Below are 14,346 nucleotides of genomic sequence, written 5' to 3'. Positions count from 1 at the left end.
GGGCGGGGCATCCGCCTCCGTTTCCTGGGGCGGGCGTGGCTGAGTCGCGGGCCCGCCCCTCGCTCCACGGCGGCGAATGGGTCTTCGCCGTCGTGGGGTTGCCGCTCGCCCTGGTGGGCGGCGGCTACGCGCTGGCGGTCGTGTACGCGGGGGCGTTGCTGTCGCTCACCGTGCTCGGGCTGCCGTTCGTGGTGCTCGGACTGCTCGGCGCGCGCGGGCTCGGCGCTCCGCACCGGTGGCTGGTCGGGAGGCTGCTCGGGGAGGCGGTCGAGGCGCCCGGCGCGCTGCCCCGGCCGACGGGCGTGGTCGCCCGGGGCCGTGCCGTGCTGACCGATCCCGTCGCGTGGCGGACGCTGCTCTATCTGGTGCTGCGGATGCCCCTCGGTCTGCTGGGGTTCGCCGCCGCCGTCGTGCTTCCCCTCGGCACTGTCTGGCTGCTCGGCTACCCGCTCTGGGCCCGGCTGCTCGAACCGGGCCCGCGGCCCCTGCGGTGGGACCTCGTCGCCGTCGTCCTCGGCCTGCTGCTCCTCTCCGCGGTGCCCGGCGCGGTCCGGGCGCTGAGTGCGGCGAACCGGTGGCTGGCCCGGCAGCTGCTGGGCCCCGCGCGGGCCCAGCAGCGGGTACGGGAGCTGGAGACCGCCCGGGCCACGCTGCTCACGGACAGCGGTGACCGGCTGCGCCGGCTGGAGCGGGACCTGCACGACGGCACCCAGGCCCGCCTGGTCGCCCTCGCCATCACCCTCTCGCTGGCCGACGACGCGCTGGCCCCCGCCGAGGGCCCGGACCTCGACCGGCTGCGCACCCTGGTGGACCGGGCCCGGGGCCAGACCGACGAGACCGTCGCCGAACTGCGGCGGCTCACCCGCGGCATTCACCCGGTGGCCCTGGACGGCGGTCTCGGCGAGGCGCTGCCGAGCCTCGCCGCCACCTCACCCGTACCGCTCGCCGTCCGGCTGGACCTGAGGGAACGCCCGGACCCGGCAGTGGAGCGCGCCGTGTACTTCTGCGCGGCGGAACTGCTCACCAACATCGCCCGTCACAGCGCTGCCCGTTCCGCCGAACTCACCGCGCGAGCGGCCGGCGGCCGGGTCCGGCTGACCGTGCGCGACGACGGCCGAGGCGGCGCGGCGCTCGGCGCGGGCAGCGGCCTGACCGGTCTCGCCGAGCGGCTCGCGGCCGTGGACGGCGGGCTGCGGGTGGAGAGTCCGCACGGCGGACCCACCGTGGTCACCGCAGAGTTGCCGAGCCGCCTGTGACGGATCAGCCGCCGCTCTCCGCCAGGTAGGTCAGCACCGCCTTCACCCGGCGGTTGTCCGTCTCCGTCGCACGGAGACCGAACTTGGCGAACACGGCGGCCACGTGCTTCTCCACCGCCCGCTCCGACACCACGAGCAGCCCGGCGATGGAGCGGTTGGAGTGGCCCTGCGCCATGAGCTCCAGGACCTCGCGCTCACGCGCGGTCAGGGTGTCCACCCGGCCGCGCGCACGGCCGCGCATCAGCCGGGTCACCACCTCGGGGTCGAGCGCCGTGCCTCCGCCGGCGACCCGGTGCAGGGCGGCCACGAACTCGGAGGTGCGGGCGACCCGTTCCTTCAGCAGGTAGCCGACGCCCGCCGCGCCGTCCGCGAGCAGCCGGGCGGCCCACGCGGTCTCCACGTGCTGGGAGAAGACCAGGATGCCGACCTCGGGGGTCCGGGCACGGATCTCGACGGCGGCGCGGATGCCCTCGTCGGTGTGTGTGGGAGGCATCCGGATGTCCACCACGGCCACGTCGGGCCGGTGCTCGGCCACGCCGGCGAGCAGTTCGGACGCCGTCCCCGCGGTGCCCACCACCTCGCATCCGCGGGCGCCGAGCAGCTCGACCATGCCGTCCCGGAGGATGACGGAGTCCTCGGCCAGTACCACGCGCAACTGCCTGTTGATCACGGTGCCATTCGATCACGAGTCACGCCGACCGGGACCGGCCCACCGCACGACGTCCCCGCCTCGAGGCCCCGCTCCCTTCCGCTCCCTTCCGCTCCCTTCCGCTCCTCTCCGCTCCTCTCCGCTCCTCTCCGCCGGAAGTGGTCCCCGATGACGTGGTTTAAGTGGACCCCGAACCGGGCCCGTCGGGTTCCTAGCGTCGACGGCATGAACGCGAACAGCCTGCGCGGCGCGCTCCTCGTGACCGTCGCCTACGCCCTCGTCGGCGCCTCCTTCACCGCCAACAGCCTGCTCGGCGCCTATCCGTACGCGGGCGGCCAGGCGCTGCGCTACGGCGCGGCCTGTCTGCTCCTGCTGCCCCTGCTCGGCCGGGGCGGCCTCGCCCCGCTGCGGGCCCTGACCGTCCGGCACTGGCTCCGGCTCGTGCTGCTCGCCGCCGTCGGCATGGTCGGCTTCAACCTTGCCGTGCTCGCCGCCGAACGCACCGCCGAACCCGCCGTCCCCGGAGTCCTGGTCGGCTGTGCTCCCGTCGTGGTCGCCGTCCTGGTGCCGTTGACCGAAGGCCGCAGGCCGACCCGGCCGGTGCTGTACGGGGCGGTGCTCGTCGCCGCGGGCGCCTTCACGGTCCAGGGCTGGGGCCGAACCGACGCGGCCGGACTGGGGTGGTCGGTGGCCGCGCTCGCGGGCGAGGTGGGCTTCACCGTGCTCGCGGTGCCGGTGCTGCGCCCGCTCGGGCCCAAGCTGCTGACCGCGGTGGTGTGCGGCCTCGCGGCCGTCGAGTCGGCGGTGATCGGGCTCCTCGCCGACGGGACGGCCGTCCTGCGCGTGCCGACGCCGGTGGAGACCGGCGCGCTGGTGTGGCAGGCCGCGCTCGCGACCGTCGTCGGATTCGTGCTCTTCTACATGGGCGTCCAGCGGATGGGCATGGAACGGGCGACGCTGTTCACCGGTGCCATCCCGGTGGCCGCCGCGCTGACCGCCGCCGCGGTCGCGCACGGCTCGTTCGGCCCGGCCCAGGCTGTCGGCGGCATCCTGGTGGGGGCCGGAGCGGCGCTGGGCACGGGCCTGTTCGGGCGCGGCCGGGCCGACGGCGGGTCAGCCGGCGCTGCCGTCCAGGACGACGCGGGCGACCAGCGCGGGGTCGTCGTTCATCGGCACGTGACCGCAGCCCGGCAGCCGGACCAGCCGGGCGCCCGGGATGGCGCGCTTGGCGCGGATCCCCTGGCGGCGCAGCAGGAGCCGGTCCTTGCTGCCCCACGCGACGGTCACGGGCACGGCGGGGACGTCCTCGGTGAACAGCACGTTCCGGCCCGCCGCGAGGGTCTCCTCGAAGCCGGTGGCCCGGCTCAGGGACAACGTCTCGGCGACCGCGGCCTCGGGTGACAGGCGCCCGGGGCGGGCGTAGATGGTGCTGGTGAGCACGGTGCGCCCGGCCGCGCTCCGGGACAGCCGCTCGACCAGCGGGACCGGCATCGCCCGCGCGGCGCCCCGCATCGCGCGCAGCGTCGTGAAGGCGTAGCGCCGCTCGGCCTGCGACCAGAAGCCGGCCGGCGAGAGCGCCGTCACCGAGCGCACCAGCTTCTCGCGGCCGAGCTGCAGGGCGAGCAGTCCGCCCAGCGAATTGCCTGCCACGTGCGGGCGTTCGATCCCGAGCGCCCCGCAGAACGCGTCGAGCACCGGCACCACCGTGCTCAGGTCGTACGCGAGCGGCGGCGGCAGCGCCGGGGAGGAACCGAAGCCGGGGAGGTCGACGGCGATGACGTCCCGCTCGGTGGCGAGGATGTCGATGACCGGCTCCCAGGCCTGCCAGAGGTGGCCGATGCCGTGGAGCAGCAGCAGGGGTTCCCCAACGCCCCGGCGCTCGTACGTCACGGTGACCGTGCGCGGTCCGGCCGTGGACTCCACGGGGAACGAGATCTGAGCGGACATGGTTCTCCCTGTCGTGCGTGGTCGTGCGTACGGCACTCTGCAAGACACTCTGTCAGCAAGAATTACCGGTGAGTAGAGTCGAGTTCAAGTCCTCGGTCCGCAACTGGACACGGGACACCGCGTGGGCTGGGATGGAGGGCGTGCCGACCGAGATGCTGACCGACCCGACCGACCTCTTCGAGGAACACCGCGCGATGCTCACCGGCGTCGCCTACCGCATGCTCGGCCGGGCCGCCGACGCCGAGGACGTGGTGCAGGAGGCCTGGCTGCGCTGGTCCTCCGGCGACCGCGCCGAGGTCCGCGAGCCACGCGCGTACCTCGTCCGCATCACCACCAGGCTCGCCATCGACCGGCTCCGCCAGGTCCAGTCCCGCCGCGAGTCCTACGTCGGCCCCTGGCTGCCCGAGCCGATCGTCACCGACTTCGGGCCCGCCGTGCCCGACACCGCCGAACGCGCCCTGCTCGCCGACTCGGTGTCCCTCGCCCTGCTCGTCGTCCTCGAGTCCCTCTCGCCGCTGGAGCGCGCGGTGTTCGTGCTCAGGGAGGCCTTCGGCTTCCCCTTCGCCGAGATCGCCACCACCCTCGACCGCAGCGAGTCCGCCGTCCGCCAGCTCGCCGCCCGCGCCCGCAAGCACGTCGACGAGGGCCGGCCCCGCTACGACGTCGACCCGGCCCAACGGCGCGACCTCACCGAGCGGTTCCTCGCCGCCGCCGCGAACGGCGACCTGGAGGGCCTGCTGGCCCTGCTCGCACCGGACGTACGCCTGGTCGGCGACAGCGGCGGCAAGGCCAAGGCCCCGCTGCGCATCATGGAGACCGCCGACAAGATCGGCCGCTTCATGGTCGCCGTCGCCCAGGGCGCCGGTGCGGACTTCGACTTCCGTTTCGAGGAGATCAACGGCGGCCCGGCGCTCGTCGCGCTCGTCGGCGGCAAGGTCGACGCCGTCTACCAGGTCGACGTCCGCGACGGCCGGATCGCCTGCATGTACATCCTGCGCAACCCCGACAAGCTCCAGGGCCTCACCCTGGACTGAGCCCGCTCCCGGGCCACCCGGCCCGGACCGCCGCCCGGGGGCACCCGTCTCGGACCGCCTGCCCCCTGGACGAACCGTCCCGGACCGCCGGCCCTCACACCGCCGGCCCTCACACCGCCCGCCCCGGAGCCGGACGCTCCGGGGCGGGCCTTTTGCTGCCCGGGGCGCACCAGGACGCGAACGTCCTGTGAACGATCTAGGTCAGAGGGTCACATTCGGGGTCGCGCGACGGAGGATTGGTCTTGACCAAGGGTGTGCCGCGCCTTATGGTCGCAGAGTTAGTGCAGGAACCTTTAATAAACAAGGGCGCGGAAAACGCCGCGGGACACGGCGAATGTGCGGAGGATCAGGGTGGGGACCACGCAGCTCGAAGCAGCACCGGAGCCGAAGTACTGGCACCTCAAGACCGTGATCAGCGAAGCCCTCGACTCGGAGTTCGCGGTCGGGGAGATCCTGCCCAACGAGCGTGAGCTGGCCGCCCGCTTCGGCGTCGCCCGCGCCACCCTGCGGCAGGCCCTGGAGCAGCTGGAGCTGGAAGGCCGTCTGCAGCGCCGCCGCGGCGTCGGCACCACCGTCGCCCCGCCGCGTGTCGGCGTCGACGTCTCCACCACCCAGCACGCCTGGCCCGGCGTCGGCGAGGAGACCTGGCAGTCCGTCGACTGTGCCGCCGACACCGCCCCGGCCGCCGTCGCCCGCCTCCTGGACATCCAGGCCGGCGAGCGCGTGCACATCGTGCGCCGGCTGCGCGTCACCGAGGGCCGGCCCGTCGCCGCCGAACTGCTCTACGTGCCCGCCGGCTCCGTGCCCGGCCTCATCGCGGCCGACAGCACCGACGGGCCCACCCGCGCCCGTGCCGTGCTGCGCGAGCTGCGGCAGCTCGACCTCGAGGGCCAGGACCGCGCCGTCGAACTCGGCTCGGCCCGCGCCGACGACGCCAAGGAACTCGACCGGCTGCCCGGCTCCCCGGTCCTCGTCGTCACCACCCGCTACCTCTCCGGCGGCCGCACCGCCGCCGTGTCCGTGGCCACCTACCGCGCCGACACCTGCCGCCTCACCTTCGGCGACTCCGGCGACCTGGCCATGGCCTCCTGACGCACGGCCTCCTGACACCGTCACAGACCACATGGGGAAGGCCCCGGGCACGCGCCCGGGGCCTTCCCCATGTGCTCCTCCGCGTCGCGATACCGTCCTCCGCGTCGCGCGGACGTCTCAACGCCGGGCCGTCACCCTGCCGTCCACCGCGAACAGCTGCTCCTCCACGTGGTCGAGCGCCAGGCGCAGCGCGCCCGTGCCCACCGCGGCCTCGCCCAGCATCGACAGCACCACCCGCGGCGGTCGCAGACAGAACCGGGCCAGCTCCTCGCGCAGGGGCTGCAACACCCCGTCGAGGCCCGCCGCCCAGCCGCCGATCACCACCAGCTCCGGATCGAGCGCGAGGACGAGCGCCGCCACGTCGTGCACCAGACGCTGGATGAACCGCTCCACCGCGGCCTCCGCCGGCGCGTGACCCTGCCGGGCCAGCGCGAACACCTCCGCCACCGCCTGCTCGTCGAGCGGGTGGAGCGGTTCGTCGGTCGGCGACAGCAGATGCTCGGGCGTGACCCCGCGGCCCAGCAGGTGCAGGGCGCCGATCTCGCCGGCCGCCCCGCCGAAACCGCGGTGCAGCCGCCCACCGATCAGCGAACCGGCGCCCGGACTCAGCCCGGCGAGCACGAACACGATGTCGTCGGAATCGGTCGCCGCACCCTTCCAGTGCTCGGCGACCGCCGCCGCGTTGGCGTCGTTCTCCACGATCACCGGGCAGCGGAAGGAGCGCCGCAGCCGCTCGCCCAGCGCGAGCCCCGTCCAGCCCGGCAGCGCCGTCCCCAGCCGGACCGTCCCGTCCGCCTCCACGATCCCGGGCGTACCGACGCCGACGGCGCGCAGGTTCGACCGGGACACCCCGGTCCGCCGCAGCACGTCGGCCACCACGGTCCGCACCCGGTCGAGGCGCTCGTCCTCCGGCGCGGTCTCCGCGACCTCGCGCGAACCCGCGCCGATGATCCGGCCGTCCAGACCGGAGATCAGGGCGGCGACCCGGTGCGGCCCGATCTCGATGCCGAGCAGATGCCCCGCCTCCGCCCGGAAGCGGAACCTCCGGGCCGGCCGGCCCTGTCGCCGGGTCTCGCCCTCCTCGGGCGCCGCCTCGACGACCAGACCGCCCTCGATCAGCCCCTCGGTCACCCCCTCGACCGTCGGCCGGGAAAGCCCCGTGATCCGGGTCAGATCCGTGAGCGTGAGCGCGTCGGAGCCCCGCAGCGCATGGAGTACCACCGCGGAATTGATCCGCCGCAGCAGCGACGGATCCCCGCCGGTCAGCCGCCCCACCGTGTGTCCTCCCAGCTCGTGCGCCTCTTTGGCCGGATGTTACTCAATGGACCCGGTAGCGGCGAGCGCCGCCCGGGGACCACCGGGCGGCCGGCGGGCGCCAGGGACGTCTGACGGACCACCAGCTGTCAGTGCCCGGCGCTTTACTGGACCCATGACCCTGGCACGGCACGTCGCCGCACTCGACCTGCTGCGCGGACGCCCCTTCCGCGACGGCGGGCACCACCTGGCCGAGTTATCCGCCGCCGACGCCTCCGAGGAACAGACGGAGGCGGAGCGGACGGCGCTCGCCGGCCGTCTCGCCGACCGCTGGGGACCGCCGCAGCACATCGGCCTCGGCTCGCTGCTGCTCCGCGCCGAACGGGGCGAGCACATACCCGCGCCCTGGGACCTGCTGAGCGAGACGGCCGCCGACGTCGAGCTGTGGCGCGCGGACGGGAGGTGGATCGCGCTCGGAGTCGTACGGACGGGGGAGGACGAGCACCGCATACTCGTCTGCGTCACCGCGGTGGACCCACCCTGAGCCCTGAGCCCCCGGCCTTGAGCCCTCGGCCTTGAGTCGGCGACCGGCGACCAGACCAGCGACCGTACGTGCCGGACGGGCCGTACGTGCCCTAGGAGGTGCGCCGGTCCGGCACGCCCGCCGCCTCCCGCAGCCGCCCGAACTCCTCCGCCATGGTCTGCGCCGTCCAACGCGCGTTCAGACCGCTGGGACTGGGCAGCGCCCAGATCCGGGTGGTCCCGTGCGGCCCCGTGATCGTCCGCTCCTGCGGCCCGATCGCCGCCCTCGGCTCGCCGAAGGCCGTGCGGTACGCGGTGACCCCGGCGATCGCCAGCCACCGCGGGGCCAGCCGGCCCACCTTCTCGGCGAGGATCCGGCCGCCCTCCCGGTACTCCTCCGCGCTCAGCTCGTCGGCCCGCGCGCTCGCCCGGGCCACCACGTTGGTGATCCCGAGCCCGTACCCGAGCAGCTCCTCCTGCTCCGCGGGCGCGAGCTGCCGCGGGGTGAAACCGGACAGGTGCAGGACCGGCCAGAACCGGTTGCCGGGGCGGGCGAAGTGAAGGCCGGTCGCCGCCGTCATCAGACCCGGGTTGATCCCGCAGAACAGCACCGAAAGGCCGCCCGCGGTCACGTCGGGGACGAGACGGTCGCGGGCGGCCTCCAGCTGCTGCGGGGTGAAGCGGGTCAGAGGATCGACCCGGGGGTGTAACCGGCGGCCTCCGGGTGCTGCTTGGCGATCTCCTCGATGCGCGAGACCACGACGGCGACCTGGTCGGCGGCGGCACCGGTGAAGGACAGCTTGTCCGCCATCAGCGCGTCCAGCTGCTCACGGTCCAGCGGGATCCGCTCGTCGGCGGCCAGCTTGTCCAGCAGCTCGTTGCGCTCGGCGCCCTGCTCGCGCATGGCGAGGGCGGAGGCGACGGCGTTCTCCTTGATGGCCTCGTGGGCGACCTCGCGGCCCACGCCGGCGCGCACCGCGCCCATGAGGACCTTGGTCGTGGCCAGGAACGGCAGGTAGCGGTCGAGCTCGCGGGCGACGACGGCCGGGAACGCGCCGAACTCGTCGAGCACGGTGAGGAAGGTCTCCAGGAGACCGTCGAAGGCGAAGAAGGCGTCCGGCAGGGCCACCCGGCGCACCACCGAGCAGGAGACGTCGCCCTCGTTCCACTGGTCGCCCGCCAGCTCGCCGGTCATCGACGCGTAGCCGCGCAGGATGACCATGAGGCCGTTGACGCGCTCGCAGGAGCGGGTGTTCATCTTGTGCGGCATCGCGGAGGAGCCGACCTGGCCGGGCTTGAAGCCCTCCGTGACCAGCTCGTGGCCGGCCATCAGACGGATCGTCTTGGCGATCGACGACGGGGCGGCGGCCAGCTGCACGAGCGTGGTGACCACGTCGTAGTCGAGCGAGCGCGGGTAGACCTGGCCGACCGAGGTGAAGGCGTGGGCGAAGCCGAGGTGACCGGCGATCCGCTGCTCCAGCTCCGCCAGCTTCGAGGCGTCGCCGCCGAGCAGGTCGAGCATGTCCTGGGCGGTGCCGACCGGGCCCTTGATGCCGCGCAGCGGGTAGCGGCCGAGCAGCTCCTCCAGGCGCGCGTACGCCGCGAGCAGCTCGTCGGCGGCGGTCGCGAAGCGCTTGCCGAGGGTGGTGGCCTGCGCGGCCACGTTGTGCGAGCGGCCGGCCATGACCAGCTCCGCGTACTCGGCGGAGAGCTTGCCGAGGCGGGCGAGGACGGCGACCGTACGGTCCCGCATCAGCTCCAGGGAGAGCCGGATCTGCAGCTGCTCGACGTTCTCGGTGAGGTCGCGCGAGGTCATGCCCTTGTGCACGTGCTCGTGGCCGGCGAGGTCGTTGAACTCCTCGATGCGGGCCTTCACGTCGTGCCGGGTGACCTTCTCGCGCTCGGCGATCGAGCCGAGGTCGACCTGGTCGAGCACGCGCTCGTAGTCGGCGAGGGCGGCGTCGGGAACCTCGATCCCGAGGTCCTTCTGCGCACGCAGCACGGCGAGCCACAGCTGACGCTCCAGCTTCACCTTCTGCTCGGGGGACCAGAGGACGGCGAGCTCCGCGGAGGCGTAGCGGCCGGCCAGGACGTTGGGGATACGGGGCTTCGCAGTCGCAGCAGTCACGTGTCCAGATTCTACTGGCGATTTCTGCAGGCCAGCGCCAGGGTCCGGGCTGGAGCTTGCTACGAGACGAGGGTCACGTCAGGGGGTCCGGCGCCTCGTAGGGCAGCAGGTCCGGGCGCTTCGGCGGGCGGCCGTCTCCCGAGGAGCGGCCGGTGAGCCGGCGGCCTATCCACGGCCCCAGGTGCTCCCTGGCGAACCGGGCGTCGGCGATCCGGCGGGACGCCCAGCCCGGGCGGGCGGTCGGGGCGAGCGGCGAACGCCAGTCGTGCTCCTCCGGCAGGCCGAGCGTCTGCCAGACGGCCTCCGCGACCCGCCGGTGGCCCTCGGCGGTCAGGTGGAGCCGGTCAACGTCCCACATCCGCGGGTCGGCGAGCGCCGGGGCGCCGTACAGGTCGACCACCAGGGCGCCGTGCCGGGCGGCGAGCTCGTCGACGTACGCGAAGAGCTCCTCCATGCGGGGCCGGAAGCGCTCCAGGACCGGGCCGTTGCGGCCCGGGCTGCGCATCAGCACCAGCTGCCCGCACGAGGGGGCCAGCCGCTCGACGGCCTCGCCGAGCAGGCCCCGCACCCGGCCCATGTCGCACTTGGGGCGCAGGGTGTCGTTGAGACCGCCGACCAGGGTCACCACGTCGGCCTTCATCGCCGCCGCCGTGTCCACCTGCTCGTCGACGATCTGCCCGATGAGCTTCCCGCGCACGGCCAGGTTGGCGTAGCGGAAGCCGGGCGTGCGGGCGGCGAGCCGGCCGGCGAGGACGTCGGCCCAGCCCCGGTAGGAACCGTCCGGCTGCAGATCCGACATACCCTCGGTGAAGCTGTCGCCCACGGCGACGAGACTGGTGTAGGTGGCATTGATCTCCATGGCCCCGCGATCATACCGCTCGGTATGGGCCGCTCGCCCACGGAGAAACCGGGAGGGAAGACCCAGATGAGCGACGCGTTGCCGAACACGCTGGCCGAGGCGCTGGCCGACCTGGTGACGGCGGTCGACACCTCCGACGACGCGGTGCTCCCGGACACGGCCACGAAGTGGCTCGAGAGCACCGCCTCCTGCCTGGGCGGACTCTCCGCCGCCGACCGCCGGGCCCTCGACCGGCTGTTCCGCGACGCCGCCCTGCGGCAGCCGGCGGGCCCCCGGCGCGACGAGCTCCTGAAGGTCTCCGAGCGCCTCGGCCTCACCGACGACGCCCACGCCGGGTACTGCGACCTGGTCCGGTCCCACGTCGAGAGCTTCGTCACCCTCGTCCGCGGCGCCGACCCCGCCATCCCCGTCCCGACCTGCCCCGGCTGGACGCTCGCCGACCTGGTGGAGCACCACGGCACCACCCACCGCTGGATCGAGCACCTCGTCCGCACCCGTGCCACCGAGCGCGTGTGGTCCCGTGACGTGCCGCTCGACCTGCCCGACGACCCCGCCGCGTACCCCGACTGGCTGGCCGCGAGCGCCGAGGCGAGCCTGCGCGCCCTGCGCGCGGCCGACCCCGACACCGTCCTGTGGTCACACGGCGCCGACCCGCACGTACGGTTCTTCCCGCGCCGACTGCTCTTCGAGGCGGTCGTCCACCTGACCGACGCCGAACTCGCCCTCGGCCGCGAGCCCGGTCGCGTCGACCCGGGCACGGCCGCCGACGGCATCGAGGAGTTCCTGGACAACCTGCCGTACTTCTCCTGGGTCGCCGAACCCGTCGCCCAGCTCGGCCGGGACGGCGAGAGCCTGCGGCTGGCCGCCGCCGACACCGGAGCCGCCTGGACCGTGACCCTGGGCGGCGGCGGCTTCACCTGGCGCCGCCACGCCGACGGCGCGGCCACGGCCGCTGTCGAGGCCACCGCCGGCGAGCTGCTGCTGCTCCTCTACGGGCGGTACGCGGCCGACGACCCGCGCTTCACGCACTCCGGCGACCGGGCCGCCCTCGACGCCTGGCTTCGGGCGACCGCGCTCTGACACGCCGGAGGGCCCGGAACGCACACCGCGTTCCGGGCCCTCCGGCGGAGCGAGAGGCCGCCTAGGGCGCCGAGGGGCGCCCCACCAGCTCGCGCAGCACGTCCTCCATCGTCACCAGACCGGCCAGCTTGCCGTCCTCGTCGAGGACGGCCGCCAGATGGGTACGGCTGCGCCGCATCGCCGTCAGCACGTCGTCCATCGGCGTCGCCGCCCGCACCCGGGCGATCGGCCGCATCGCCGACACCGGGAACGGCAGGTCGCGCGGCGTGATGTCCAGGGCGTCCTTCACGTGGAGGTAGCCCTGGATCCCGCGGTCCGCGTCGACCACGGGGAAGCGCGAGAACCCGGAGTGCGCGGACAGCGCCTCCAGCTCCTCCGGAGTCGTGCCCACCCGCGCGTACACGACCTTCTCCACCGGCATCACGACGTCACGCACCGGGCGCCGGCCCAGCTCAAGGGCGTCGTGCAGACGTTCGGCGGCCCGGTCGTCGAGCAGACCGGCGTCACCCGCGTCGGTGACCATCCGGGCCAGCTCGTCGTCCGAGAACGTGGCCGCCACCTCGCCCTTGGCATCCACCCGCAGCAGCTTCAGGATCCCGTTGGCGAAGGCGTTGATCGCGAAGATCACCGGCCTCAGCGCGCGCGTGAGGGCCACCAGCGGCGGGCCGAGGATCAGCGCCGTACGGGTCGGCTCGGCCAGCGCGATGTTCTTCGGGACCATCTCGCCCAGCAGCATGTGCAGGTACGTGGCGAGCGTGAGCGCGATCACGAAGGAGATCGGGTGCACCAGGCCGTGCGGCACGCCGACGGCGTCGAACACCGGCTCCAGCAGGTGCGCGATGGCCGGCTCGGCCACGATGCCGAGCACCAGGGTGCTCAGGGTGATGCCGAGCTGGGCGGCGGCGAGCAGCGCCGAGACGTGCTCGAGCCCCCAGATGACACTGCGCGCCCTGCGGTCGCCGGACTCGGCGTGCGGTTCGATCTGGCTTCGACGCACGGAGATCATGGCGAACTCGGCGCCGACGAAGAAGGCGTTGACGACCAGGGTCGCCAGGCCGATCAGCAGCTGGACCGCGGTCATCGGCCGGCCTCCTCATCCGTGTCGCCGGAGCGGAGGAGCGGGGCGTGCAGCAGCACGCGGGCCGCGCGCCGCCCGGAGGCGTCCACCACGTCGAGCCGCCAGCCGGCCAGCTCCATGCTGTCGCCGACGGCCGGGATCCGGCCGAGCTCGGTGGCGAGCACGCCCGCCAGGGTCTCGTACGGGCCCTCCGGCACCGTCAGGCCGATGGTCTGGAGCTGGTCGGTGCGGGCGGCGCCGTCCGCCGACCACAGGGCGCGGCCGTCGGGGTCCTCGCCCGCCCGGGCCAGGTCCGGCGTCTCGTGCGGATCGTGCTCGTCGCGCACCTCGCCGACGACCTCCTCGACGATGTCCTCCAGGGTCGCGACGCCGGCCGTACCGCCGTACTCGTCGATGACGACGGCCATGGTCTGCTTCCCGGAGAGCCGGTCGAGCAGCTTGTCCACGGTCAGGCTCTCCGGCACGAGCAGCGGCTCGCGCAGCATGTCGCCGACGGAGCGGCGGGGCCGCTCGTCGGCCGGTATGGCCAGCACGTCCTTGATGTGCGCGATGCCGACGACCGAGTCGAGGTTGCCCCGGTAGACGGGGAAGCGGCTCAGACCCGTCGCGCGGGTCGCGTTGGCGACGTCCTCGGCGGTGGCCTGCACCTCCAGGGCGGTCACCTGGACGCGCGGGGTCATCACGTTCTCCGCGGTCAACTCGGCCAGGTTCAGCGTGCGGACGAACAGCTCGGCGGTGTCCGCCTCCAGCGCGCCCTCCCTCGCGGAGTGCCGGGCCAGCGCCACCAGCTCCTTCGGGGAGCGGGCGGAGGCCAGCTCCTCGGTCGGCTCCATGCCGAGCCGGCGGAGGACCCGGTTGGCCGTGTTGTTCAGATGGCTGATCAGCGGCTTGAACGCGGCGGTGAAGATCCGCTGCGGGGTGCCCACCACCTTGGCGACCGCCAGCGGCGAGGAGATCGCCCAGTTCTTGGGCACGAGCTCGCCGACGACCATGAGGACCACGGTCGACAGGGCGGTGCCGAGGACCAGGGCCAGGGAGGAGGAGACCGACTCGGAGAAGCCGAGGGACTCCAGCGGGCCGCGGATGAGCGCGGCGATCGACGGCTCGGAGAGCATGCCGACGACCAGGTTGGTGACGGTGATGCCGAGCTGGGCGCCGGAGAGCTGGAAGGTGAGCGACCTGACCGCCTTCAGCGCGCCGGACGCACCGCGCTCGCCGCGCGCCGCCGCGGCCTCGAGCTCGCCGCGCTCGACGGTGGTCAGCGAGAACTCCGCCGCGACGAACGCACCGCACGCCACGGCGAGCAGCAGCGCCACCAGGAGCAGCAGTACCTCGGTCATCGGTTCACCTCCGTCCCCGGGTGAGTCCCATGATCAGTCAGGGACGGAAGGTCCGCGCGGTGTCGGAAGCGGGAACGGCTACTGGGAGGCTCGCCCATGGGCGGACG

13 protein-coding genes and 1 pseudogene are annotated in these 14,346 nt (G+C 73.9%); 6 read left to right on the top strand and 8 right to left on the bottom strand.

From position 1 onward, the window contains the following. Window positions 1-35: 35 nt before the first annotated feature. Window positions 36-1,256 carry a sensor domain-containing protein gene (locus tag ACFY8W_RS27910; RefSeq protein ID WP_391110721.1) on the top strand — a complete coding sequence of 407 codons (1,221 nt, stop codon included), beginning with the start codon at window positions 36-38 and terminating at the stop codon, window positions 1,254-1,256. Between the two features lie 4 nt (window positions 1,257-1,260). Here ACFY8W_RS27910 and ACFY8W_RS27905 read toward each other — a convergent pair whose 3' ends face one another. Further along, complete coding sequence (locus ACFY8W_RS27905) at window positions 1,261-1,926, bottom strand: response regulator (protein ID WP_391110718.1); 666 nt, start codon at window positions 1,924-1,926, stop codon at window positions 1,261-1,263. A 147-nt stretch (window positions 1,927-2,073) separates the two neighbouring features. Here ACFY8W_RS27905 and ACFY8W_RS27900 point away from each other — a divergent pair. Then, window positions 2,074-2,967 (top strand): annotated as a pseudogene (locus ACFY8W_RS27900) (DMT family transporter); the annotation flags it as partial. A 51-nt stretch (window positions 2,968-3,018) separates the two neighbouring features. On the opposite strand, the gene ACFY8W_RS27895 reads toward ACFY8W_RS27900, so the two are convergent. Next, window positions 3,019-3,852: an alpha/beta fold hydrolase gene (locus ACFY8W_RS27895; RefSeq protein ID WP_391110715.1), complete on the bottom strand. Its 834-nt coding sequence runs from the start codon at window positions 3,850-3,852 to the stop codon at window positions 3,019-3,021. A gap of 152 nt (window positions 3,853-4,004) precedes the next feature. On the opposite strand from ACFY8W_RS27895, the gene sigJ reads away from it, so the two are divergent. Next, the gene (gene sigJ, locus ACFY8W_RS27890; protein WP_391111071.1) at window positions 4,005-4,886 is read left to right on the top strand and encodes an RNA polymerase sigma factor SigJ; all 882 of its coding nucleotides are present in this window, start codon (window positions 4,005-4,007) and stop codon (window positions 4,884-4,886) included. Between the two features lie 351 nt (window positions 4,887-5,237). Further along, a complete protein-coding gene (locus tag ACFY8W_RS27885) occupies window positions 5,238-5,978 on the top strand; it encodes a UTRA domain-containing protein (RefSeq protein WP_391110712.1) in 741 nt (246 codons plus the stop codon). Window positions 5,979-6,095: 117 nt separating this feature from the next. Here the strand turns inward: ACFY8W_RS27885 and ACFY8W_RS27880 are convergent, their stop codons facing one another. Then, window positions 6,096-7,253 carry an ROK family protein gene (locus ACFY8W_RS27880; protein WP_391110709.1) on the bottom strand — a complete coding sequence of 386 codons (1,158 nt, stop codon included), beginning with the start codon at window positions 7,251-7,253 and terminating at the stop codon, window positions 6,096-6,098. Window positions 7,254-7,407: 154 nt separating this feature from the next. Here ACFY8W_RS27880 and ACFY8W_RS27875 point away from each other — a divergent pair, with 154 nt between their 5' ends. Continuing rightward, window positions 7,408-7,776 (top strand): hypothetical protein, encoded by a 369-nt coding sequence (locus ACFY8W_RS27875; RefSeq protein WP_391110706.1) that lies wholly within the window; start codon window positions 7,408-7,410, stop codon window positions 7,774-7,776. A 91-nt stretch (window positions 7,777-7,867) separates the two neighbouring features. Here the strand turns inward: ACFY8W_RS27875 and mug are convergent, their stop codons facing one another. The 3 genes from mug to ACFY8W_RS27860 form a co-directional block, all read right to left on the bottom strand. Further along, window positions 7,868-8,443, bottom strand: coding sequence for a G/U mismatch-specific DNA glycosylase (mug, locus tag ACFY8W_RS27870; protein ID WP_391111068.1), 576 nt, complete (start codon window positions 8,441-8,443; stop codon window positions 7,868-7,870). Next, window positions 8,440-9,882: an adenylosuccinate lyase gene (gene purB, locus ACFY8W_RS27865; RefSeq protein WP_391110703.1), complete on the bottom strand. Its 1,443-nt coding sequence runs from the start codon at window positions 9,880-9,882 to the stop codon at window positions 8,440-8,442. Before purB ends, mug begins: the two co-directional genes overlap by 4 nt. 73 nt (window positions 9,883-9,955) lie before the next feature. Next, window positions 9,956-10,741, bottom strand: a complete 786-nt coding sequence (locus ACFY8W_RS27860) for a GDSL-type esterase/lipase family protein (RefSeq protein ID WP_391110700.1) — start codon at window positions 10,739-10,741, stop codon at window positions 9,956-9,958. Window positions 10,742-10,807: 66 nt separating this feature from the next. Between ACFY8W_RS27860 and ACFY8W_RS27855 the strand changes: the two genes are divergently transcribed. Next, complete coding sequence (locus ACFY8W_RS27855) at window positions 10,808-11,821, top strand: maleylpyruvate isomerase family mycothiol-dependent enzyme (protein WP_391110697.1); 1,014 nt, start codon at window positions 10,808-10,810, stop codon at window positions 11,819-11,821. A 61-nt stretch (window positions 11,822-11,882) separates the two neighbouring features. Here ACFY8W_RS27855 and ACFY8W_RS27850 read toward each other — a convergent pair whose 3' ends face one another. Together ACFY8W_RS27850 and ACFY8W_RS27845 are read right to left on the bottom strand one after the other, a co-directional pair. Next, the gene (locus ACFY8W_RS27850) at window positions 11,883-12,902 is read right to left on the bottom strand and encodes a CNNM domain-containing protein (RefSeq protein ID WP_391110694.1); all 1,020 of its coding nucleotides are present in this window, start codon (window positions 12,900-12,902) and stop codon (window positions 11,883-11,885) included. Next, window positions 12,899-14,239, bottom strand: a complete 1,341-nt coding sequence (locus ACFY8W_RS27845) for a CNNM domain-containing protein (RefSeq protein WP_391110691.1) — start codon at window positions 14,237-14,239, stop codon at window positions 12,899-12,901. The genes ACFY8W_RS27850 and ACFY8W_RS27845 overlap by 4 nt, the downstream gene beginning before the upstream one ends. Between the last annotated feature and the right edge of the window lie 107 nt (window positions 14,240-14,346).

The organism is Streptomyces sp. NPDC012637, assembly GCF_042954805.1.
Taxonomy (GTDB): Bacteria; Actinomycetota; Actinomycetes; order Streptomycetales; family Streptomycetaceae; genus Streptomyces.
This window is presented reverse-complemented; position numbering and strand designations above follow the sequence as displayed.